Annotated in this window: 16 protein-coding genes and 2 pseudogenes; 6 read left to right on the top strand and 12 right to left on the bottom strand. The window is 47.4% G+C overall.

Features of this window, described 5'->3' with window-relative positions; translation table 11 throughout:
• Window positions 1-3 precede the first annotated feature (3 nt).
• From DTA24_RS14240 to DTA24_RS14225, 4 genes are all read right to left on the bottom strand, one after another.
• Entirely contained in the window at window positions 4-1,872 is a 1,869-nt protein-coding gene (locus DTA24_RS14240; RefSeq protein ID WP_123836903.1) for a beta-glucoside-specific PTS transporter subunit IIABC, read from the bottom strand.
• Window positions 1,873-2,142: 270 nt separating this feature from the next.
• Window positions 2,143-3,738, bottom strand: coding sequence for a carbohydrate porin (locus DTA24_RS14235; protein ID WP_038422582.1), 1,596 nt, complete (start codon window positions 3,736-3,738; stop codon window positions 2,143-2,145).
• A gap of 842 nt (window positions 3,739-4,580) precedes the next feature.
• Window positions 4,581-5,072 carry a DMT family transporter gene (locus tag DTA24_RS14230; protein WP_012968168.1) on the bottom strand — a complete coding sequence of 164 codons (492 nt, stop codon included), beginning with the start codon at window positions 5,070-5,072 and terminating at the stop codon, window positions 4,581-4,583.
• A gap of 9 nt (window positions 5,073-5,081) precedes the next feature.
• On the bottom strand, window positions 5,082-5,516 hold the full coding sequence (locus DTA24_RS14225) for a DMT family transporter (protein WP_012541664.1): 435 nt from the start codon (window positions 5,514-5,516) through the stop codon (window positions 5,082-5,084).
• Window positions 5,517-5,615: 99 nt separating this feature from the next.
• On the opposite strand from DTA24_RS14225, the gene DTA24_RS14220 reads away from it, so the two are divergent.
• The 3 genes from DTA24_RS14220 to DTA24_RS14210 all read left to right on the top strand — a co-directional run bounded on the left by DTA24_RS14220 (window position 5,616) and on the right by DTA24_RS14210 (window position 8,261).
• Window positions 5,616-6,551, top strand: a complete 936-nt coding sequence (locus tag DTA24_RS14220; protein ID WP_012968167.1) for a LysR family transcriptional regulator — start codon at window positions 5,616-5,618, stop codon at window positions 6,549-6,551.
• Between the two features lie 252 nt (window positions 6,552-6,803).
• Complete coding sequence (locus DTA24_RS14215) at window positions 6,804-7,160, top strand: ASCH domain-containing protein (RefSeq protein ID WP_164481336.1); 357 nt, start codon at window positions 6,804-6,806, stop codon at window positions 7,158-7,160.
• Window positions 7,161-7,361: 201 nt separating this feature from the next.
• Entirely contained in the window at window positions 7,362-8,261 is a 900-nt protein-coding gene (locus DTA24_RS14210; RefSeq protein WP_123836901.1) for a hypothetical protein, read from the top strand.
• A gap of 461 nt (window positions 8,262-8,722) precedes the next feature.
• Here DTA24_RS14210 and DTA24_RS14205 read toward each other — a convergent pair whose 3' ends face one another.
• Window positions 8,723-9,523: an AraC family transcriptional regulator gene (locus DTA24_RS14205; RefSeq protein ID WP_171991887.1), complete on the bottom strand. Its 801-nt coding sequence runs from the start codon at window positions 9,521-9,523 to the stop codon at window positions 8,723-8,725.
• Between the two features lie 92 nt (window positions 9,524-9,615).
• Between DTA24_RS14205 and DTA24_RS14200 the strand changes: the two genes are divergently transcribed.
• Window positions 9,616-10,341 carry a type 1 glutamine amidotransferase gene (locus tag DTA24_RS14200; protein ID WP_123836900.1) on the top strand — a complete coding sequence of 242 codons (726 nt, stop codon included), beginning with the start codon at window positions 9,616-9,618 and terminating at the stop codon, window positions 10,339-10,341.
• Window positions 10,342-10,762: 421 nt separating this feature from the next.
• Here DTA24_RS14200 and DTA24_RS14195 read toward each other — a convergent pair whose 3' ends face one another.
• The 4 genes and pseudogenes from DTA24_RS14195 to DTA24_RS14175 form a co-directional block, all read right to left on the bottom strand.
• Window positions 10,763-15,874, bottom strand: a complete 5,112-nt coding sequence (locus DTA24_RS14195) for a hypothetical protein (protein ID WP_123836899.1) — start codon at window positions 15,872-15,874, stop codon at window positions 10,763-10,765.
• A 1-nt stretch (window position 15,875) separates the two neighbouring features.
• A pseudogene (locus DTA24_RS14190) lies at window positions 15,876-16,203 on the bottom strand (protein kinase); the annotation flags it as partial.
• 265 nt (window positions 16,204-16,468) lie between these two features.
• On the bottom strand, window positions 16,469-16,693 hold the full coding sequence (locus DTA24_RS14180; RefSeq protein ID WP_004199962.1) for a hypothetical protein: 225 nt from the start codon (window positions 16,691-16,693) through the stop codon (window positions 16,469-16,471).
• Between the two features lie 203 nt (window positions 16,694-16,896).
• Window positions 16,897-17,664, bottom strand: coding sequence for an AraC family transcriptional regulator (locus tag DTA24_RS14175; protein ID WP_012541657.1), 768 nt, complete (start codon window positions 17,662-17,664; stop codon window positions 16,897-16,899).
• Window positions 17,665-17,773: 109 nt separating this feature from the next.
• Between DTA24_RS14175 and DTA24_RS14170 the strand changes: the two genes are divergently transcribed.
• The gene (locus DTA24_RS14170; RefSeq protein WP_086070277.1) at window positions 17,774-18,565 is read left to right on the top strand and encodes a sulfite exporter TauE/SafE family protein; all 792 of its coding nucleotides are present in this window, start codon (window positions 17,774-17,776) and stop codon (window positions 18,563-18,565) included.
• Between the two features lie 87 nt (window positions 18,566-18,652).
• On the opposite strand, the gene puuE is transcribed toward DTA24_RS14170, so the two are convergent.
• From puuE to DTA24_RS14155, 3 genes and pseudogenes are all read right to left on the bottom strand, one after another.
• A complete protein-coding gene (gene puuE, locus DTA24_RS14165) occupies window positions 18,653-19,585 on the bottom strand; it encodes an allantoinase PuuE (protein ID WP_032730424.1) in 933 nt (310 codons plus the stop codon).
• Window positions 19,473-20,341 (bottom strand): annotated as a pseudogene (locus DTA24_RS14160) (aspartate/glutamate racemase family protein); the annotation flags it as partial. The pseudogene DTA24_RS14160 and the gene puuE, both read right to left, overlap by 113 nt.
• Window positions 20,341-21,057 carry a GntR family transcriptional regulator gene (locus DTA24_RS14155; protein ID WP_008804802.1) on the bottom strand — a complete coding sequence of 239 codons (717 nt, stop codon included), beginning with the start codon at window positions 21,055-21,057 and terminating at the stop codon, window positions 20,341-20,343. The pseudogene DTA24_RS14160 and the gene DTA24_RS14155, both read right to left, overlap by 1 nt.
• A gap of 144 nt (window positions 21,058-21,201) precedes the next feature.
• Here DTA24_RS14155 and DTA24_RS14150 point away from each other — a divergent pair, with 144 nt between their 5' ends.
• Entirely contained in the window at window positions 21,202-22,698 is a 1,497-nt protein-coding gene (locus tag DTA24_RS14150; RefSeq protein WP_048330231.1) for an NCS1 family nucleobase:cation symporter-1, read from the top strand.
• The last annotated feature ends 89 nt before the right edge of the window (window positions 22,699-22,787 follow it).

Genomic DNA, 22,787 nt, shown 5'->3' with positions numbered 1-22,787 from the left:
ATATTAAGCCTCTTTTAATGAAAAAATATTAAACTGCTGGAGTGTATTGGTATGATCGTTCGACGGCTTCATCATAAAACGATCGCTATTGGTAATAACCATTATTACAACTGGGTCATAACCCGCTTTAGTTATTTCATCAATATCAAATTCGATTAATAGTTCACCCGCTTTAACGTGTTGGCCATCTGTAATTTTCGGGTGAAAGCCTTGACCGTCCATTTGTATCGTATCAATTCCTATATGAAAGATAACCTCTACTCCATGGGTAGTCATCATGCTGGCTGCATGGCCACTTTCGAACACATGCTCAATAACGCCATCGGCAGGTGCATAGAGTGCTCCCACAGTTGGAACGATAGCGATACCATCCCCCATGATTTTTGAAGAAAATACATCGTCGTTGACCTCTGTCAGGGGGATGACTTTCCCTTCAACCGGACTGGTAAAGGTAAAGTCATTCATTAAGACTGGATTAGCAGTGACTTCAGTCTTCTCAAATTTGGGCATCTCCTCCTCTGGATGGGGCGTTGCTGTTTTTTCTTTCCAGAAGAATAATGTTGATAAAAATGCCAGGCAGAATGCAACAAGTGCGCCGATGATTGCATATATCAAACTGGTTGGATTATCCGGTGACGCAAAAATTGAGATACTGGCAAGGCTCGGCGCTACAATTGCATAAGCTGAGACCATCATAAATCCCATGAAGGAGCCACCGACCATTGCCCCCAGCATCACGGAGATCAGTACTGGCCTATGCAGTAAAGTAATACCGTAAAGTGCAGGTTCAGTAATGCCAAACAGCGCTGATATTCCAGAGGAAAGAGCAGTCCCTTTAAACATTTTATCTTTACTTTTTAGCGAAACGGCAAGGCAGGCTCCTGCTTCAGCGATATTGTGAGCTAAGGAAGCTGGGTTATACAAAGATTCTTTACCCGTTTGCCCCATTGACATTATGGCATAAGGGAGGAAAGGTTTATGCATACCGGCCGCTACAATAAATGGCAGTCCGCCAGCAAGTAAGCCTGTTGCGATGAATCCAAATTTGCCATGCATCCAAAGGATCAGATGCGTTAACAGAGACCCCATTTCAAAACCTAATGGCCCAAGGATAAGCAATGTGACGGGGACCGTCGTAACCAGCGATAACATGGGCGATAAGAAACCACGTAATGCATTAGGCGTATAACGATTAAAAAGAGATTCCGTTTGTGCATAAAAAATAACACAAAGAATTGCGGGAAACACCTGCGCTGCATAGGAGACGTTCGTAATATCGAAAGTCATTAACGTTGCACCTTGTTTTGCCAGGGTAGTAAATGTGGGCAACAACAAGACTGAGACAGCAGTCAATGCAACTAATGGATTAACTTTAAGCTTATTCGCAGTAGTGATGGCGATAAGTAAGGGTAAAAAATAAATAGGCGCGGTTCCGATGCAGTCCAAAATTTGATATGTCGAACTGTCTTTAGTCAGCCATCCAGCCATATTCAAAATAATTAAAATGGATTTCAGCACGCCGCCACCTGCAATTGCAGGTATGAGTGGTTGAAAGATACTGATAACAAAATCAATCAACCATGCATTCCATTTTTTCTTTGTTACGGGTTTCTGTTTCGCGTCAGCATCATTAGCCATTAACGATCTAATCGCATCAAACACTTTAACAACGTCTTTGCCAATGACTATCTGACACTGCACATTTGTCACGACACCCATTACCTCAGGTAATTTTTTGAGGTCAGACACTTCAACTTTAGCATTGTCATACAAGCTTAAGCGTAATCTGGTTGAGCAATGTTCAATGTGTTCGATGTTGCCTGCTCCGCCGACTAATTTGAGAATTGTACGCCCAGTATTTAGATGATCCATAAGTTGCCTCATGAGCAAAAAAAAAGACCTGAAATTCTCACCCCAAATGAGGGGGAGAATTTCAGGTCTTGCCTGCATTACCAGTTACACGCCTGTACTACATATTTGCCAACAATATACTATATACATAGTTACAGGCAATAAAATTAACCCATCTTTTGTCAAAATGTGACAGTTATCACATAATAATCCTCGTAAATGACCACGATATAAAAACCCTCCCAGGAGTATTTTCTCCCTGTATTATATTTCCTTTATATTAACCGATAGTTACCACCACACCTCAGCCTGAGCGCCAATAGATAATTGATCTTTTTTATTATCGTTGAATGTATAATTCGATATCTCGTTCTGGTTTGCCCGGATATACGTTGTATAGAACCGAATTTCTGGCCTTGAAGTTAGAATTGATGTATTAACTTTAAGCGCATGATACAATGTTGTTTTGTAACCGGATTCACTATATGTCTGCTCTTGAGTTTTGTTATCCTGTCTAAACCATCCGAGTTCTACCCCGGTCTGGTTGAATTTATCCCAGATATAAGCAGGACGGATGACACTTCGATAACTTTCAAAATCTGTATGAGCACCAGTATCATAGCTAAATATATCATTACCATTTGAATATACTAGTGCGTGTGCAACAATAGTGTTTTCCGTGGGGTAAAATTCCCCTTGAGAAATTATTCTGAATGCCTTGCCATTTGTGTGATTTCCATAATAGTTATCACCACTCCCAAATGTTGGGTTTGCTCCTGAAATTTTTGCAAAAGAACTGGCGATAGAATTATTGGCAGCTTGCAGGGTTAATTCGTCATAACCCCCTGCGTCAAACTTCTGCCTTAAAATCGCACCTACCAGCCAGGCATCTTTTACATGATAATACTGACCATCAGCCTCCCCTGACTTCACGACGTCTGATTTGTTTGCCATGTTATAGCGCCCATCAAGTTCTAATGTTGCCTTATCCCATAATGGAATTTCACGATAACGTATATCAAGCGCATTCGTATTGATCTGTAATGAATTTCCTGATGTATCATAATCAAGAGCACGCGCGTTCAGGTCCTGACGCACTACAGCAACGTTAAATTTGCCTGGACCCATTTTCCAGTTTTCTATACCGAGCCCTGCTCCGCTTTCTGTTCTGACGCTTTTCCAGTCAAGCATCTGTATCTCATACTTAGGCAGATAGTGTTTACCTACCCAAAAATCAGCTTCAGGGGCAAAATTAAGAAATCCCTTCGTCGTGAGATAGATATCAGAAAATTGTAAGTTACTCTCTGTATCTTTATCAAAGACTGCATTGTTGTATTGCTCACCCACATTGCCATCCAGCATAACGACAGCATGTGCAGTTTTACCATCCTGGTCGTACACTTTCTGCTTGAGTTGAAGATCGAACCATGAGGTATATTCATTGCCGAAACGGCCAAGTGATCCAATAGCATATTCTTTTGGCGATCCATGATTAGCCGTTCCCCAACCAGAACGGAAATAGCCATTGTACGAAAACCCAATATCGTTTTTAACAAAGTCACTAATATCTTTCAATGTAAGATCATTATTAACTTTAGTTGTGGCACTATTGCCTGTTTTGTTGCTATTACTCGATGCTACTGCAACAGTTGAAGTGGCAGAATTTGTTGTTGGTTGAATTTTTTCATCTGCAGAGCTGACCGGGTTTCTGTTTGTTTTATCAGCTTGCTTATACCTGGTTAATTCTGCTTTTGTGCTTTTTAATTCTGCAGTGTTTTCCTGGAGTTGTTTTTCAAGCAAAGCCAGTCTCTCTTCCACTGTTAAACTCTGTCCATAAGCATTGCTGAACATGGCAGAGATAAGACAAAATAGAATAGTCTTGTTCATATTTTAAAATTCTCATGTAGATTACAGGGGTAAAGCGTATATTAAAATAAAATCATACTTCACCTTCCCAGGGTAGAAATATATATAGTAAGCAAGCCTATTTAGCCTGATCATTTCATAGCTATTTGACTCCAGAGAAATGGATCGATGCTTAACATTATTATTGAATTCTGAAATGAAAAATTGTTTTCAAAAAATTATTTGCTTGTTGTCACTCCTTTAACTGTGCCGATTCGCAACGTGAACGGAGACTTCTCTTGTCTTATCTCGTCACAACAGTTCTGTTTTTACAAATGAACCCAAATGACCGCCCTGCCCGATAAAAGTAAGCTTGACGCTATTTGGATTATCAGGAGCAGCATTTTTCTTCATTTAACCTAAGCTGTCGTCGGGTAGAACTATGTTCAATATGTTCAAAATTGCTTGCCCCGCTGTTCAATTTACGTATTTTCTGCGCTGTTTTTTTGGAATCCATTTGCTACCTCAGATGCAAAAAAAAAGACCTGAGATGAGCAATGAATAGGTCTAAATTCATCGCTCATCTCAGGTCTTGCCTGTTTTACCAGTTACACGCCTGTCGTTCTGCCCGTGTATTTAAATATTTTGTAGGAGGGTTTTACAATAGCTTACTTTGGATTTTTTTTAAAATGTGACATGTCTTACAAATTTCAACCGTTGCCGGATGCGAATTAAACGACGTTTCTCAACAGCAAAAGCGGGATAAACCCTACCCGCACCGGGTTTCTGTCCCTGTAATATGCCCATGGCATCGCTGTGTAACACCTGAAGAGTGTCAGGATATTTCTGGCACTCTTCAGAGAGAACACCTGAACTGGCCGGGCTTATGTGTTAGCGTTTTCCTGCTGCCGGGGAGTTTTCGCCATTGCGGCTTTTGACTTACTGCTGGAGTAAATGAAGAACAGCGCGATACCCAGGCAGATAATGGCGCCGATTCGGCTCATCGAGAATGGAATCGACGCATTGCCCAGCCAGCCGAAGTTATCGATCAGCATGCTCATGGTTAACTGGCCAAAAATGACAGCGACCGTAGCCACTGCCGCGCCAATACGCTGGACGGCCAGTACCATAATGACGATATACGGTACGCCAAACATTGCGCCCAGCAGCTGCCATTTAGGCACGTCCATCAACGTCAAGGTGTGTTTGGGTTCGAAGAAGAAGATCAGCAGCCCCGTCACCAGGGCGCCGACAGAAAATGTCAGGAACGCGCTTTTGAATACGCCGACCTTGCTGCCCAGCTGGCCATTGATAGCCGCCTGGATACTCAGCATGGCGCCACCGGCGACGGCGAGCAGAATCATGATAATAGTCATAATGTTACTTTACCCCTGTGCAACCATAGCCAGCGCTGCAATGATGAAAATCAGCGCAATGATACGCTTACTGTCAATTTTCCGGCGCGACGTACCGAGCAGACCGAAGTGATCAATAATCAGGCTCTTGAACACCTGGCCTGCCAGGATGCCGATCATCGTCATGGCGATGCCGATTGCCGGCGTTACCACGGTCAGGATGATGACGTAAATCGGCCCAAGCACGCCGCCAAGTAGCTGCCACGCTGGTTGCGCAAAGAATGACGGGCTGTTACGCGGGCTGAAAAAAAGCATCAGCAGGAAGGTCAGCGCCGCGCCCACGCCAAATATGCTGAAGGTAGCCCAGAGGTCACCGACCTCCCCACCCAGTGGCCCGAGCAATCCTGCCTCTATGGACAGTCCCATGCCTCCGGCAATGACGATAAAAATCAATATTAGTTGCATAGCAATCTGTCTCCCAAAGTCCAGGCGGAGAAGATTACGACTTAACATGGATGAGAAAAATGCCATAATGAGATAAACACCTGTGCAGGATATGCATTAATGAATGGCCTTGGGAACATCAGTATTCGCGCCCTGCTGATTTTTATAGACGTTTATGAAACGCAGAATTTCTCTGTGGTGGCCCGGCGGGAAGGGATATCGGCCTCTCAGGTATCACGCGTCATCCATCAGATGGAGGATGTGCTCGGGCAGCAGCTTTTTTACCGCAATACCCGGGCTATAATTCCGACGGAAAGCGGCCATCTTTTTATCCGCTATGCGCGTGCGATGACGGGCAGCATGGAGGAGGCGCGGCGGGAACTCAATGAGAGAACGCTTGAGCCTTCCGGAATGGTCCGCATAAACGCACCGGTGTTCTTTGGACAGCGCCATGTCGCACCCGCGTTACCCGGCCTGACGGAGCGATATCCGAAGCTTAGTATTGAGCTTACGCTAACTGATGATTACATCGATCCGCACCGGGAGCCGGCTGACGTGATTTTCCGGATTGGCGTGCTGACGGATTCCGCCTTTCATGCGCGCGTGTTTGGCCAGCAGTTCTATCATCTTGCCGCGTCACCGGATTACATCCGCCGGCACGGCATGCTGGGATCACCCGAAGAGCTCGCGCGGCATAAATGCCTGGTCTATCGTGGTTCGTCAGGACCAAACCAATGGCTGCTGCGCAGGCACGGAGAGGAATGGGTGCACTATCCCGTCTCGCCCCTGATGTCATCGAATAATGCGGAAACCCTGCTGATTGCCGCACTCGGGGGGATGGGGATTGTGCTATTTCCTGACTGGCTGATTGGAGACCGGCTGAAGAGCGGCGAGCTGGTCGGACTACTGCCGGAACTGGATACATCCATAAAAACGGAGCCACAGCACATCGCGGCAATCTATCCGAATGCCCGCCACCCTCCGCTGAACGTGCGGGCGATTATCGATTACTACCTGGACGCGTTCGGTTCACCGCTTTACTGGCAGTCTGAATAAGACAGGCGACTTTATGGCTCGTCTCGAAGTTAACTTCCGTTTCTGGCGCAGAGCACACGCGTTAAATGCGCTTAAGGTCTGTTTTGAGCGAAGAACGGACCACACTATCTAAAGAAAGATATCGCTGATAATGTTGGGACCGCTCATGTTAAAAAAGGTATGCCATTTCTTTTCATTGACGATAACGAAGGGATTTTCATGGTTGAGGTTGAGGAAATAAAAAAGAAGTATCCCGGCGCAGATGCCTGGCAAATGGGTGACAGTCCGGAGCTGGCTAACGAGCTTGCTGACCTGATCAAAAAAGGGATCAAAACGGCCTCTTGCGGATCTTTTGCCTCTTACCAGCAGGAAGAATCTGCCCCGAGAATTGGGAGTTATCACATTATTCTTGATGGCCAGAATGTTCCAGTTTGCGTGATCAGACTGATTTCGATGCAGCTGGTTCGTTTTTGTGATGTGACTGAAGCGTTCGCCCGCAAAGAAGGTGAAGGCGATTTAAGCCTTGAATACTGGAAGAAAGAGCATCAGAGATTTTTCAGCTCTGAAGGTCATTTTTCTGAGGATATGGAGTTGATCGCAGAAGAATTTGAAGTGGTTGAGGTGCTGTAAGGCAAGGGCAACGGGTTGACGTTTTATCACTGGCCACTGATAACACTGTTCGCTTCTGGCGCGGAGCGGACAAGCTGTCGAGCTAAAGGTCCGCATTGAGCAAGGAGCGGACGTGCCAGCTATAATTGGTAATAAAATGAGAGTAGAACTATTCTGATTTGTTTAAAAAAACATTTTTACATCCAAGGGTAAAATATTTTTATGCTATCTTACATGCTATCTCAATATGCCAGGCTACCTGTGCCTGAAGTTACTCTACGTTCATGGTTAAAACAATGGTTGTCAGAGCAGGAATCGAGGTGTACAGACAGAAGTTTCTCGGCGCGATTTCCCTGGAGAGAAACTGGATTATGTCAGGAATATTTTTTACAACGAAAACTCAAAATTGATGGAAAGCAATTTCTTACTGGCCCCCGTTATCAGGGCGGAAATATTAACAAACCTTTTATTGATATTGTAGGTATGGATTCTGACCTAAATCATATTGCATTAGAACTCATTAGTAAGGAATGGTCACAACTCAGAGCTCAGTATGTCCGCATTCTTGTGCCAGGCCAGTCCTTCCCGCAGGGTATTCCCGACCAGTATATATATGCCACGTCTTTTTCTGAACCCCCTGAATTCAATGATAAATCTCTTACTTTGCAAGTGGCGACATACGAAGATTTTGACTGGTGTTGTCAGGCTCTGGGCGATGCCTATAAGCATACATGGCAGACAGTTCGTGAACTGTCTGCAAGTAATTTGGTAGCAGTTGATGACGAAGAGTTGTGTGACCATATTTCTGAGAGAGAAGTATATATTATCTATGAAAACGATGTTCGCGCCGGGTTGCTAATATGCCAGAAAGGAAACCTCGCTTTTCTGAGAGGATATCGTATTACTGACAAAGTAATACTTCCTGCTTTTCGTGGTCGATCATTGTCAGCCCGAGCGCAACGCCTGCTGTACCGATTATTAACTCATTCCGATTCGGGACTATCTTTGTATATGGGCACAATTATTCCGGAGAATATCCCCTCGATGAAAACTGCAGAAAGAGCGGGACGAACTTGCATCCTAAGTTATCAATTTCTACCCATCTGCAGCACCCACGATTAACATCAACGCTAATTTATCTTCAGCCTACTTCCGCTTTTGGCTCACAGGGGATGTCCAGGGCCCGGGAGTACTCCCCTGGACGCATTAATGGGCAGGATGTGATTGTTGCGCAGGCTATCATATGGCCTGAGGTACAGCAGAATCAGGCTTCGTAGCAATGAGTCGGCTCACAGCGTCCGGAATCCACCCGGTGCCGTAAATCACCGTAAGGTCTGTCATAAGGTAATTTCATCACGCATCGCGACACCTTTTTTCTTCATGCAGGCCTTCTCTTTCACGGTTTGTCAGAACTGTGGACCGCAGTAATCTCCACTCCGTGCTTTAATCAATGAGAGTGTGTCGGGTGCAAATTAAACTACCTTTCTCAACAGCAAAGGCGGGATACCCCTACCCTCGCAGGGTTTCTGCGTCTGGTAATATGCCCATGACAGTCTCAAAGACCGCTTTGAGGGTTTCCCGGTTTAAGGCACAAAATCGCGTGGCGTTGCCCCCAGAATGCAGCGAAAAGCAGCGGTAAAGGCCGCCGGGCATGAGAAACCAAGCTGGTAAGCTACCTGTTTGATTGGAACGCCGTTCGCGAGAAGATCCAACGAAGCGCAAATTCTGGCTCTCTGCTTCCATGTTCTAAAACTAAAGCCTGTATCCTTCATAAACAAGCGGGAAAAGGTCCGTTCCGACATGGCCGACATAAAAGCCAGCTCGCTCAGCGATGCCTCCCAGCGCTGATTGACCAGTAGCGATCTGGCCGCGCTAAATAATCGCTCATCATTCGGCATGGGAAGCGCCATCGTTAAAGGTGGAGCCTCGCTGAGAATTTCCAGAAGCAACAAAGCTATCTTCCGTTGACTCGGTCTGGCGTAGTCCTCACTGAACAGCCCAGCGATAAGCTCTTTGACTAATGGCGTAGCCGTGATCACATGCACCTGTTGACTCTTCGTAAAGCTCGTACATTCTGCAATAAGGCTACTGCTGAAATAGATCGCCCTGAGATCGGTTTGTGAAAGCAGATGGTAACTATGGATATGCAAAGGCGGTAGCCATAATGCCCGCTGAGGAGGGATCACCCAACGGTCACTCTCTGTTTGCACCAACATAACCCCTCTGGTGGCGAAGAGTAGCTGCCCCTCAACATGATGATGGGGAGGATCTACCTCGCCGCGTTGATAGCTTATCGCAGTACTGGACCAGCCTGTGGCTTCATCATGTCTTGGCGCTTTATCTATACTACCTGGCATTTCAGATTTAGCCCCTGCCATTATCATATCGAAACTGGAACCACCCGGAGTAGAGCCTTAGGCAATGGGTGCGTGACTTATCATTCTGATCATCAAAGATATTACAGGAGCTTAACCTCATGCGTGTACACTTTATCGTACATGAAAGTTTTGAAGCCCCGGGCGCATATGAAACCTGGGCAATAAACCAGGGTCATGATGTAATTTACTCACGCGTCTATGCAGGCGATCGGCTACCTGCTGACGCCGAAGGCATCGATTTTCTTATCGTTATGGGCGGTCCGCAAGATCCGAACACCACGCTTGAAGCATGCCCGCACTTTAATGCTAAAGCGGAACAGACGCTGATTGCTTCCGCGGTTAAAACCGGTAAGGCGGTGATCGGTATCTGCCTGGGTTCACAGCTAATCGGTGAAGCGCTGGGCGCGCCCTTCTCTCATAGCCCGGAAAAAGAGATTGGTAAATTCCCGATCACATTGACCGAAGACGGCAGGAAGGATGAGATGTTCTCTCACTTTGGGAAAACACTGGCAGTGGGTCACTGGCATAACGACATGCCAGGTTTGACGCCAGAGGCCAAAATTATTGCTTACAGCGAAGGCTGTCCGCGGCAGATCGTTGCCTATTCAGACCGCGTCTTTGGTTTCCAGTGCCACATGGAGCTCACATTGGACGTTGTAGAACGGTTGATCGCTCATTCTGAGAAAGACCTGAGCCGTGCAGCAGAATATCGTTTCGTTGACACGCCTGAAGCGCTCCGGGCGCACGATTACAGTGAAATGAATCAAGTACTTTTTGGCTTTTTGGATAAGCTGGAAGTACGTTACAAAGCAGCGCAAGCATAATGTCATGCTCGGTGAGCTTGCCATCGGTTTTGATTTTAATGTCCGCTCCTGGCACAGAGCGGACAAGCTACCTGAGTTGAAGGTCCGCTATGAGCGAGGAGCGGACATTGCTAACAGCGTTCTAGGTGAACCCGCGAGGCACAGATTACGCAATGCCGGTTGGCCTACCATCAAACCGAAGGTCAGAATTTCGCTCATCACCTTAATCTCGATACAGTTTGGTGGTTATTGAGATACCATTGGGCATTGATGTGATGGACTAGCCTCTTTTCCAGTGCAAATCCATCAAAGCTCAATGAACCTATCTGTCTGAGCATACTGAACTTTTGATCTAGTCATTGACTAATAAAAGATCGAAGAATCGCTTCTTTATACTCAGCTGAGCCATCACCATTTTTTAAAAAATTGTCACTGTTACCCTCTAGGCTGAAATCTTTCGAGAACGAATCAATTCTTCACGTAAGTAATAAGCTCTAGCAGAGCCAGTTTCTACAATTCCTGTTAAGAGAAGCAGGCATATATCGTACATTTTTCTATTGAGAGTTCCGCGATTTTCTATCTGCAAAAATCTTCCAACAACCATTTCTATATAAAATGCTGTATTGACTTGCTTCCCGATAATATGTCGATTGGCACTATAATGCTCAGCTAAAATCAGAATGCCTTCTTCGAAGAATACGTTGTAGAAGTTATAAATCAATGAAGACAAGGCTTCAAACACATGGCTATTATGTGCAGATCGCCTAGCAAAATCGAGCAAATATTTAGCACCTCGCTTCATATCTTTCTCTTCATTCTCATGTCCTTGCCAAGGGCAATCCGCATACATCATTCCACGCAGGAGCTGATTTAGGTCATTCTGTAAACCGATATAACGATCATTAACATCATTCAAAGCTATCTTGTGTGCTTCTGGTGCTAACAGGCACCAAAGTGCCCATATAGCATCATAATCACCTTCTTTTTCTACAGCGACATGATAGGAGAGTGTTAAAGAATAAATGAAGCCGGGAGCTTTAGTACACCCTAACACCAATAGATCTTTAAAGGGCATGAAGTTATTTTTTCTTGAAGAAACAACATGTTCAGAGAGACAGTCTTGAATCTGCTTTTTAATTTCATGATTTATTTTTTCATCATCACTCGAACGATGGTTTTGATACTCCGTATCAAATACAAAACTCATTAACCTATTGACCAACAGAATTTGTATCTCATCCTTAGTACAGTAAGGAACCATTAGCATTGGTAAATGAATAAACCACGAACAGTGGCTTTCCAAAGATATATCGTTAACTGAAAGCTTAAACTTTCCCTCAATCAAGTCGTTACGAAAAGTTGTTAAAAGATCATTCCATTTTTCGAGTGCGGCTTGCAATTCAGCACCTTGTAAATGATAAAACCTACGTACCTCACTATCTTCCCTTCGTAATCTGGCATACTCAACTATTCCACCTATACAACGGGATGCTAATTCAGCGTCTCTAGACCAAAGAAACTCTCTTACTCCCTTAGCAGCACAAGCACTAACGTTCAGGTTCTCATGCGTTAATGCTGTAGCTAACGCAAACTTCAAATATTCTATTTGTTCTGAATCTAGATCTAAATCAAATAACTTAGGTAAGACAAATGCGCATGCTCCAGAGCCATAATAATCAGTCTTATCATGTGCAGCTGTCCCATTCATATTGTCTGCGTGCATGAATATTGATTCTAGGATGATTTCTAAGCACCACTTTTTATCTTCATAGCTCAATTCTAAAAGAACATCACGAACACAAACCGCTGCAACAGTTGTGATTGTGCCAACCGCCATATCAGCAAAGTTGTGTACTTCACCTTTTTGGAGGGCGCTGAGCAATCCCTTAGTAGCTATTAATGCATCCTGATATGAAGAGAAGTATTTTTCTTCTAGTAATTGCTCATCGAATAGTTTTTTACCCCATAAGTTTAAACTAGTTACGGTGTTATCCATTGCGTGCTTTTCATTAAATTCTTGTTGATCCAGCTTTAAATCTTCCGGAAGCTCTGATGAGCTTTGAAACAATACTCTGTCATTTTCTTTGTCTTCAACTACTTTCCAAGTCCTTGTATCGACTCTGTGCACCATATACCGAAGGCTTTTTTCATTACTTGCAGTAGCTTCATTTTTCAGTTCATCAACAATTTTTAAAATATCATCCCTTAACTCATTTACGAACTGAAGCCTTGTTAATAAGGTTTCTAATGACTCTTTTCTCCATGGTCGAAGTGCTGCTTCTCTTCTCTCTTCTAGGTATATTTTCGACAATGCATCCCTATTAAGACCAAAGAAATGCATCTCATTTCCACCCATTTCTTGTGTCATTCGAATCAAATCTAAATGGTATAAATCAGCAGTTTTAAGCAAAGGAAAGGCTGCTTTACCTACTTTATTAGGGAAGCCTGTGGCCACAGAAGATAAAACAGATGTAGGCATTACTGAATTACTAGAGCGAAGAACATAATCAAAAATCCAATCTATTTCATTATTCTTACCACAATTTTCAACGTACTCAACTAACCAGTTCTCCAATGCCATAAGAGCACTCTGTAATAAGTAGGGCAACGTAGACTTTCCTCTATATCCCTTCCAGAGGTGGGGAGATGCATACTGTTTAACTACTGTGCCATCATTCAAGGTTATATCGACTTGTTTAGCTACTGTTTCGAAGGCGTAAATAGTGTCTTCTTCATTGTCTTGAGTTTTAGAAAAATCCGATTCTGAGTATTTTTGTGCTGTCAAATTGCACAATCTAATAATGAAATCCAAGCCTAGCCTTGGCTTGAATTGAAGAAGATATTTGAAAGGGCCTTTGGCACCGCTTGCAGGGAAAAAATCTCGTTCTGTATCTAGCCCAAATGATTCCTCTACGTCTACTCGATATGACCCGTAGCCATAATCGTTCTCTTCGGATTCTTCCAACAGCCACTCATGCATTGAAAGTTTAACTACGAAGTCAGGATAAAACTTACACAACATAGGAACATTGAAGCCTATAAGTGCCAAACTACTCAGTTCATCAACATAACTTAATCGTCTAGGCTTTATCTTTGAGGTGAAAACGTCCTGTTTCATCAATTCATCAAAATCATCTTTAATAGCCGTTGAAACTTTTAATAAAGCATTTAATATTTTTTTTCTTTGCCCCTCACCACGATATGAATCTTTAACCTTTTCAAGGAGCCATAAACTTAAAAAACCAACCTTTTCAGACGCTTTTGGCAACTCATCATGTATATTAATGAGACCAGTCCATTCATCTATTAATTCAATAACTTGAGTGCGCACAGGACTACTCAAATTATCTCTTTCCTCATAAATAAAATGGAATAGTGCTTCCCAACCTTCTCCATATGGTTTCAGGAAAAGGGATTTGAGCAATCCCGATTTTTTATCTTTTATCAATAGTCCGTTGTGTAGAGAGATTGGTCTTTGACACGTTATTCTGAGAATAAAACAAAACCGTGTCAAAAGAGCACAATCATCTTTAAGAAGTTGGCGCTTGAGTGAATTAAGAAATATCCCGGGAGAGTCATGCTGCATGATTGCAGAAATTGCCTCGTCCTTCCAATAACTCTCTATCTCGTCCGAAGATAATAAACCTTCTACGAATTCATTAGTTGTATCATCAAATTTTAGCTTCCTATACAGCCATAACCTGAATGCCCTACTTATCGCAGGTTCATTTCCTATATTTAACAAAAAGCTTGCAACATTATGAGAATTATCAAAATGCTCTCTATCGATGAACTCCTCTAAAGCCCAATCTTCCAAAACATCATGCATAGGACTTACACAAGATGATTTTTGATCTCTGTAGATCAAATTGTCTTCTTCCAACTTTGCGATTACTTCCGGGTCAAAACCGCTTGCTCTGACACCAAAAAGCATCTTTTTAGCTCTCTCTATTGCTATTTTAATAAAGGTTGCTCTTCTTCTATCTGGCATCCCTGACTTTCTATCAGCTTCTTTTGCAACGACAGTCCGCCACACTGTATCCCTAAAGTCTTCTTCAGTATCTCCAATCCCAAATTGAGCGCCATTTTTTATAGCTCTTACAGCAATCTCAATAAAAAATGGTATTCTTAGTAGTTCTACTAATGAGTTATTAGATACTAAAGATTTTAGCTCTGGAATATGCTCGCAAACTTGCTCGACTTGACTATCTTCAAGCCCTTCAATATTCATGCTGCTAAAATTTATAGAGCAAGGCTGTAGGAAATTAAATAACAATTGTTGATAAGCATAGTCCCGGCCAGTTGCAATGATAGTCCAACCAGACTGTTTTCTAATGTATTGCAATAACTCAACAAAAGTATTTGGATAATTTAGCTCTAAAACTTTTTCTAGGGACTCTATTACGAGTACTTTTTCGTGAAGCAATGAGAAATGACTTTCAATTTCTCCCAAAGAAGATGTAATTCCCATGGAAGTGAAAACTTCATTTAAGTTACTTTTATCTAAATCTTCAGCTCTTAAGTAGAAGACTGGAATATCTAAATTTTTTGTTGTGATAAAATCTTTAACAACGCCTGACTTTCCAGCCCCTCTTGCACCGGTAACAAATACAAACTCACTATCTCTATAGCAGTTAGATAGTGCTGCTAGTTGTTCTGTCCTATCAACATGGAGTCCATTTATAGTTGTAGAAATACCTTCAAAAATATGCTGACTGCGCTCATAAAGCTTTATCAAGTCATTCTCGAAATATAAGTGGCTTGATTTATTAAATAATCCTTTAACGTCTTCTGGTATATTATTTTGAGTTAAAACCCCCGCATTCTGGTTGAAACTTTGAACGCAGGAAACAAGTCTAGCTAAGACTAGAGAAGGTAATACGTCTGAGTAACACTGAATCAATGAGCAAAGTAAGTTTGCTACGATTGAATGTTCTGCATCTAAGTCAAAAGGTAAAATCTGAAACGATTTTAAGAAAGACCACAATTCTTCTTCTGAGATAGCTACCCCGTTATTCGCATGAGTAAGCTGATCTCTAAATATCCCTAATCTTTCGAGCTTTGCTTCACTGGTAAATCCTTGGGTTTGAGATTTCTTTATAAAATCTTCTGAGTTCGATGAAAACTTAGCCCATTCAAGTAACGGCAAAGTATTATTTATGTCAGTTTTTGGTAAATTACCTGTTATTAACGCGATAGAATCTCTTTCTGACTTAAAGCCCACACTTTTAAAGTCCGCCCAAGCACTATTTATAACTTCTGCAAATACTGAGTTTGATGAGCCACTAATAGTTATTTCATGTTTAATCTGAGCAAAGATCTTACTTTCATTATTTGAGTTGTCTGTGGCAGTCAATACAAAATCATCAGTATTTACACCATCATATTTGTTCTGGAATTTTAACTCTTTAGCCCTCATGTAGTTACTCAAACAAGGAACACAAGATTTAGTCAATAAGGATAGTGCGAAAGCTGCTTGAACTCTTGTTTCAAAATTAACTCCCCCACCGCCAGTAGAAAACGGGTTACTTTGTTTTTTTATTTCTAGACTCATTTTATATTCTCCCTGAAGGTGGAATTTCTTTATCAAAAGGCCGGTGTGTCTGCGCGGTTTCAGTATTATAAGGCAGCTCAGCCCTTTGAGTAGAGGTTTTATCCACACTAGCCATCTGTATGCCTTTCTGCCGCACATGAAAGGCGATTTGCTGCCAGCGGCGTAGCCATTGTTCTTCCTTTCCCTTGTAGGCCTCTAGCTCGGCCTTGAGGCGATCTACCTCCACCTGAAGCTTTTCGGGCCTCTTTGTTCGTCTGTTCTTTGATTTTCACCAGTCCGCCCGACAGTGCTCGTTTGGTGTTGTCATAAGCGCTTTTGATCTCAGATTGCGGATGATGTGGCTGCAGGAAGGCTTGTTGTTGCGTTTCCACAGTACAAACTTAAGGCTGAGCCAGGATACGATTTAGTCTACCGTTCAGTATTTAAAATAAGCATTCTAAGACAATGGCTCTCTGAAGAATTGAGCTCTCTGAAAGATTGAATGACAGTCTAAAAAGGTCCGCTCCTGGCACAGAGCGGACATTCCCTTTGCCGACGTGAAAACCGCTATTGTCTGACCTCATTCTGGTTAGCCAGATCTTCTATCCCGTCCCTCTATCTCAGTAAAACCTGAATCAACTGCACGACGATATACACTCCCGCTACCACCTGTATGATCCGAAACCCCCATCTCAGATAGCGCCATTGATGGCGTTCGCTGGCATCAGCGGCTTCAATGGCGGGATCATAACGTTTTCTTTTCCTGGTTCTGAATGTATCGAATCCCCACAGGATGAGAAGAAAGATGATGATGATTTTTTCAACGATAAGATGGTTCACAAAGAGAGACTCCGGTCTTCTCACGGTTACAGGCAGAATAGATAAACCGCCTGGATGTAGCCACCACTAAATGTAGGGGTACCTGAAGACGCAAGCCAGGCATTCCCGGATTGTCTGTCTTATGACTACGTTAGCGCATAGCAACGCCATAAAAGCGACATTCATTTCCGACACATGCTGCCGGAGTCCCCTTCCCCGACGCATCAGGCTGGGTGATAAAACGATGGCGGCTGCCCGGTCACGCGGCGGAACATGGTGGCGAAAGAGGACGCATTATCGTATCCAAGAGATAATGCCACTTCGTTCACCGGTTTCCCTGCTATCAACCATGCCAGGGCGCTCACCACGCAGGCTCGCTGACGCCAGGCGGAAAATGACAGGCCCAACTGCTTCAGGAAATGGCGGCGAAAGGTACTAGGACTCATAAACAGCGCCCTGGCCCAGCGCGCCGCAGGATCATGGACAGAGGGGTTAAGCAAAAAAGCCTGACAAAGCGCCAGCAGCGCCGGATGCTGCGGCAACGGAATGTCAAATTCGCGGACCGGCATGGCGGCCAGTTCCAGCAACATCAACTGTATCAGCGTGCGATCGCGTGGGCTGTCGTACAACGGTGGTAAATCCACAGCCTCAAGCAGTAGCTGGCGCAACAGCGGCGAGACGCTGATCACTTCGCAACGACGGTGTTTAATGAAAGCGGCCACATAATCTGGCTCAATATATAAGCTACGTGTGGTCACCCCCACAAATCTGACGGCGTGCACGGTTTCAGGAGGGATCCAGACAGCATGTTGCGGAGGAACCACCCATTCTCCGTCCTGAGTGGTGACATACATCAGTCCGGTCGCGCCATACAGCAGCTGTGCGCGACGATGCTGGTGCGGTGGCAGAATATACCCTTGCGCATAGTCATTGCCTAACGCCACCACTTCGCGATCGAGCCGATCGACCTCGTCAATTTTTACGTTGCGCACACCTGCCCCCCTCTGACCGATTTACAAAGGTAATTGAGCGCTACGCAAATGGGAAGCCGTACGCGACCGGTATAAGCTGCTCGCTCATTTTCAGGGCGGGGATATTCTCTTGAATGATATCGTTATTATTGCGCTGGCAGGCTTTACGACCGGCATTACCACCGTGCTGTTCGGCTTCGGAGGGGGCTTTGTGGTGGTGCCCTTTGTCTATCAACTGATGCTTCGGCAGCCGGAACTCGCGGGAAACGCCATGCATGTCGCGGTGGCTACTTCAACGGCGGTGATGATATTTAACGCCGGCTGGGTCAGCTATCGAAACTGGCGGGCGGGCAGGCTTGCCGCGCAGACGCTGTTTCCGTTGTTATGGTTTATTGCTATTGGGGCGGTGGTCGGCTCCTGTCTGGCGGGGATATTGAGCGAGAAGATCGTTCGCGCGCTGTTTATTCTCTATATGCTGGCAACCATCAGCGATTGTTTGTTGCGCAAAGGTTTCTTCAGGGGCAGCGCTCGGCGTCGGCTGTCCCTGCCAGTGGTCACTGGCGGCGGTATGGTTATCGGTATGATTGCCGCATTGCTGGGCGTGGGTGGCAGCGTCATGACGGTGCCCCTGCTACGGCGACATGGGTATGAGATGCAGGAGTGCGTTAGCGCATCCAACCCGCTTTCTTTGCCCGTGGCGCTATGCGGGGCTGTGACCTATGCCGTCATTGGCTGGCACAGCATTCCGCTGAGCGGATTTGTTGGGTTTATCAGCCTGAAAATTTTAGGCCTGCTCGTCCTGACCGGCTGGGCCGGGATAGTGTTTAGCCGCCGGGCAATCCCTGCGGTATCTGATGTATGGTATGCACGCATCTATGTGCTGCTGCTGTGCCTGGTACTCCTCGCCATGCTCATTCAATAATCAAAATACATCCTGGTGAACCGGTTCAACAGACGCGACCGGGCGGTACCCTCTCCCTGTGGAGAGGGCCAGATGAGTGGCAGCAAGCTACCCGCGATACGGATGGGTTTCGCGCCAGTGGTCGGCAATTTGCTGCCGGGTGCAGACCCACACCTTGTCGTGCTGCTGGATATAGTCAAGGAAACGCTGCAGCGCGCGGAAACGGCCCGGACGCCCAAGCAGTCGGCAGTGCATCCCCACGGACATCATCTTCGGCGCGGTTTCACCCTCGGCGTACAGCACGTCAAAGCTGTCTTTCAGATAGGTATAAAACTGCTCCGCGGTGTTGAACCCCTGGGCGGTGGCGAAGCGCATGTCGTTGGCGTCGAGGGTATAAGGCACGATCAGGTGCGGCCGCTGGCTGCCGTCGCTGCAGGCCACTTCGCTCCAGAAAGGTAAATCATCGCCGTAATAATCGCTGTCGTAGTCAAAGCCGCCGTGCTCCACCACCAGCTGGCGGGTGTTGGGGCTGTCGCGGCCGGTATACCAGCCGGTGGGCGGTTTGCCGAACAGGTCGGTCAGTACCTGCACCGCTTTTTGCAGATGCGCGCGCTCCTCGGCAATATCCATGTGCTGATAGTGGATCCAGCGCCAGCCGTGGCTGACCACATCGTAATCCGCAGCCTTGATCGCCGCCACAATCTCCGGGTGCCGCGCCAGCGCCATCGCCACGCCGAAGACCGTCAACGGCAGCCCGCGCTGGCTGAACTCACGATGGATGCGCCAGAACCCGGCCCGGCTGCCGTACTCATAGAGTGAATCCATCGACATATGGCGTGCCGGGTAGCTGGCGGCGCCAATAATATCGGACAGGAACTGTTCCGACCCCGCATCGCCATGCAGGACGTGATTCTCCGCGCCTTCCTCGTAGTTGAGGACGAACTGCACCGCGATCCGCGCCCCGCCCGGCCAGCGCGCGTGCGGTGGCTGCCCTGCATAACCTCGCAGATCGCGAGGATAGTGCTCCTGGTTCTCTCCCATCTCCTGCCCCTTTTAAAATGGATTTAACGACTGAAACTGTCCGCTTAACGCTTTTTTCTCCGGGAACGCTAAGTCCCCGTGCTTGCTGGTCGCCAGGCCCAGCGCGACCAGTGACTCCACCATCTTCACCGCCGCGCTGACGCCATCGATCACTGGCACCCGCAGCTCGCGGGTCAGCTCCTGCGCCAGGGTCGCCATCCCACCGCAGCCAAGGACAATCGCCCCGCTACCATCCTCTTTCAGCGCGCGAATGCAGCGCTCACGCACTTTCTCCTGCGCCAGGCCGCTGCCGTCTTCCAGCGCCAGCACCGGCAAATCAATGGCGTGCAGCGCCGCGCAGTGTTGATGAAATCCGTACTGGTGCAGTAAATGACGGGCGATGATCAACGTGCGCGGCAGCGTAGTCACAATGGAGAAACGGGTGGCAACCATCGTCGCCATATGCATCGCCGCTTCCGCAATGCCGATCACCGGCCCCTGGGCCAGCTCCCGCGCCGCCAGCAGCCCCGGGTCGCCGAAGCAGGCGATCACATGCCCATCCACGCCCAGCTCGCGTCCGGCCTTGATCTGCTCCAGCACGCCGACCGCCGCGATGGCCTCATCAAAGTGGCCCTCAATTGACGGCACCCCGGCGCGGGGACAGACCGCAAGGATCTCGGTACCCGGCGCAGCGACCGCACGCGCGGCGGCGCCTATCGTTTCAGTCATCGCCAGGCTGGTATTGGGGTTGATCACTTGTATACATATGGCAGACATCACGGCTCCTTGTGGCCGGCGAACAGCCGGGAAAAATCAGGCAGGCTGACGCCATCGCGCTCGAAGCACAGGCTGGCGACAATATGATCAAAATGGTGCATCAGCGCCTCGCTGAGCGGCTGCAGGGCTTTATCCCGTAGCAAACCCACCAGCTGCTGGTGATCGTCGCAACGGCAGCCCTGTCGCCAGGGGGCGCCCCAGGCGGCAATCACTAAAGAGGAGCGCTGGCTGAGGCGGGTCACCATCTCAGTGAGCACCGGGTTGCCGGAGATAGCCTGCAGCTGAATATGAAAGTCAGCGGAGTGGCGGATCGCCGCCGGGCCGTCGTGCGCCTCATGGGCCTGCTGTTCACGCTGAATAATGTTCTCCAGCGCCGCCAGATGCGGCGGCTGGCAGCGCGCGATCACATCCGGCAGATTAGCGACCTCAAGTAGCGCCCGGGTACGAAAGATCGCCTGGGACTCTTCCACGCTCGGGCTGGTGACGTGTGCACCACGTTTGGGCGTTAACGTGACCAGTTGCACAGCGGCGAGTCGTTGCAGCACCTTTCTGATGCCGGTGCGACTCACGGCGAACACCTCCGCCAGCGCCTCTTCCGGTAGTTTGCTGCCCGGCGGCAACTGATGTTCGACGATGGCCGTCATCAGCGCCTGGTAAATGCTTTCGTCCTTGTCCTGCAGCGCTGGCGCGGCCTGGAGACGATGTTCATTATTCATTAACCCACTCCGGTTTCACTTATCGATAGCAGATCGTATACATAAAATTTATTTTTTGTATACAAGATTCATCATTCTGGCCTGGATCCTGCAATAGCCTCAGCAATCCATTTCACAGGGTTTTCATTCAGAGGAGCAGGTTTCATGCCACATTCATCCCACACGCAGCAGACGAAGACTCACGAGGCGGCCGCCAGCTACAGTCCGCGGCTATGTAATGAGGATCTGGCGCCCACCCGCGACCAGAACTGGAGCTGGTACAATATTTTTTCATTCTGGATGTCGGACGTGCACAGCATGGGCGGCTACGTAGTAGCGGCGAGCTTCTTTACGCTTGGACTGGCCAGCTGGCAGGTTCTGCTCTGCCTGCTGGTCGGCATCTGTATTGTGCAGCTGTGCGCTAACCTGGTGGCGAAGCCGAGCCAGATGGCCGGGGTGCCATACGCCGTTATCTGCCGTCAGGCGTTTGGCGTCTTCGGCGCCAATATCCCGGCGGTGATCCGCGGGCTGATCGCGTTCGCCTGGTACGGTATTCAGACCTATCTGGCGGCGAATGCCCTGATGCTGGTTCTGCTCAAGTTCTGGCCCTCCCTTGCCTCGCTGACCAGCAGCAGCTTTCTCGGGCTGTCAACGCTCGGCTGGCTGTGCTTCGCCACCATGTGGCTGCTGCAGGCGATGGTGTTCTGGCATGGCATGAACGCCATCAAACGCTTTATCGATATCGCCGGTCCGGCGGTTTATGTGGTGATGCTGGCGCTGGCCGGCTGGATTGTATACAAGACCGGTCTGGATGGGATCTCCTTTACCCTCGCCAGCAAATCCCTGAGCGCCGGCGAGCAGACCTGGCAGATGATCACCGCCACGGCGCTGGTCGTCTCCTACTTCTCCGGGCCGCTGCTTAACTTCGGTGACTTTTCCCGCTACGGCAAAAGCATGGGCGAGATCCGCCGCGGTAACCGCTGGGGTCTGCCGTTTAACTTCCTGCTGTTCTCGGTGGTCACCGTGGTGATTGTCTCCGGCACCCAGTCGCTGTTCGGCAAAATGATCACTGACCCGATCGAAACCGTCAGCCGCGTGGGTAACGATCTGGCGGTGGCCATTGGCCTGCTGACCATGATTACCGCCACCATCGGCATTAATATCGTGGCTAACTTCGTCTCTCCGGCCTTCGATTTTTCCAACTGCGCGCCACAGAAAATCAGCTTCCGTACCGGCGGGATGATTGCCGCGGTGGGATCGATACTTCTGACGCCGTGGAATCTGTTTAACTCGCCGGAGCTGATCCACTATACCCTCGACGTACTGGGCGCCTTTATTGGCCCGCTGTTTGGCATTCTGATCGCCGACTTCTACCTGATCAAACGCGGCCGGGTGTCGGTGGACGATCTGTTTGACGATACGCCGAAGGGCAAATACTGGTACCGCAACGGCTTTAACCCGAAAGCGATTGCCGCCCTGCTGCCGTCGGTGGGCCTGGGGCTGATCATCAGCTTTATTCCGGCCCTGCATGAAGTGGCGAACTTTAGCTGGTTTATCGGGGTCTTCCTCGGCGCCACCCTCTACCGCTGGTTGGCCCGCGACGAGCGTGAAGCACAGGCGACCGCAGCCTTTCATTCCGGCGCGGTAGCGCAAAAAGAGTAACCCTCCCCACCTGCCGCGGCGTCTGGCCGCGGCAGGCTGAAAACTGGCACCAATCTTGCTGTTTATCACTTTTCCCAGGCGTTAAGAGA

Origin of the sequence: Klebsiella sp. P1CD1 (genome assembly GCF_003790505.1) — a bacterium.
Lineage (GTDB): Bacteria > Pseudomonadota > Gammaproteobacteria > Enterobacterales > Enterobacteriaceae > Klebsiella > Klebsiella variicola.
The sequence above is the reverse complement of the archived record's forward strand: the minus strand, read 5'-3'. Positions and strand labels throughout refer to the sequence as shown.

Coding starts and splice junctions, on each gene's coding strand:
- DTA24_RS14155 (WP_008804802.1), bottom strand. CDS start 21,057: ATGAATAATGAACATCGTCTCCAGGCCGCGCCAGCGCTGCAGGACAAG.
- DTA24_RS14235 (WP_038422582.1), bottom strand. CDS start 3,738: ATGAACAAGACTATTCTATTTTGTCTTATCTCTGCCATGTTCAGCAAT.
- DTA24_RS14215 (WP_164481336.1), top strand. CDS start 6,804: ATGGGTGACAGTCCGGAGCTGGCTAACGAGCTTGCTGACCTGATCAAA.
- puuE (WP_032730424.1), bottom strand. CDS start 19,585: ATGGGAGAGAACCAGGAGCACTATCCTCGCGATCTGCGAGGTTATGCA.
- DTA24_RS14195 (WP_123836899.1), bottom strand. CDS start 15,874: ATGAGTCTAGAAATAAAAAAACAAAGTAACCCGTTTTCTACTGGCGGT.
- DTA24_RS14205 (WP_171991887.1), bottom strand. CDS start 9,523: ATGATAATGGCAGGGGCTAAATCTGAAATGCCAGGTAGTATAGATAAA.
- DTA24_RS14240 (WP_123836903.1), bottom strand. CDS start 1,872: ATGGATCATCTAAATACTGGGCGTACAATTCTCAAATTAGTCGGCGGA.
- DTA24_RS14230 (WP_012968168.1), bottom strand. CDS start 5,072: ATGACTATTATCATGATTCTGCTCGCCGTCGCCGGTGGCGCCATGCTG.
- DTA24_RS14225 (WP_012541664.1), bottom strand. CDS start 5,516: ATGCAACTAATATTGATTTTTATCGTCATTGCCGGAGGCATGGGACTG.
- DTA24_RS14150 (WP_048330231.1), top strand. CDS start 21,202: ATGCCACATTCATCCCACACGCAGCAGACGAAGACTCACGAGGCGGCC.
- DTA24_RS14220 (WP_012968167.1), top strand. CDS start 5,616: ATGAATGGCCTTGGGAACATCAGTATTCGCGCCCTGCTGATTTTTATA.
- DTA24_RS14200 (WP_123836900.1), top strand. CDS start 9,616: ATGCGTGTACACTTTATCGTACATGAAAGTTTTGAAGCCCCGGGCGCA.
- DTA24_RS14210 (WP_123836901.1), top strand. CDS start 7,362: ATGCTATCTTACATGCTATCTCAATATGCCAGGCTACCTGTGCCTGAA.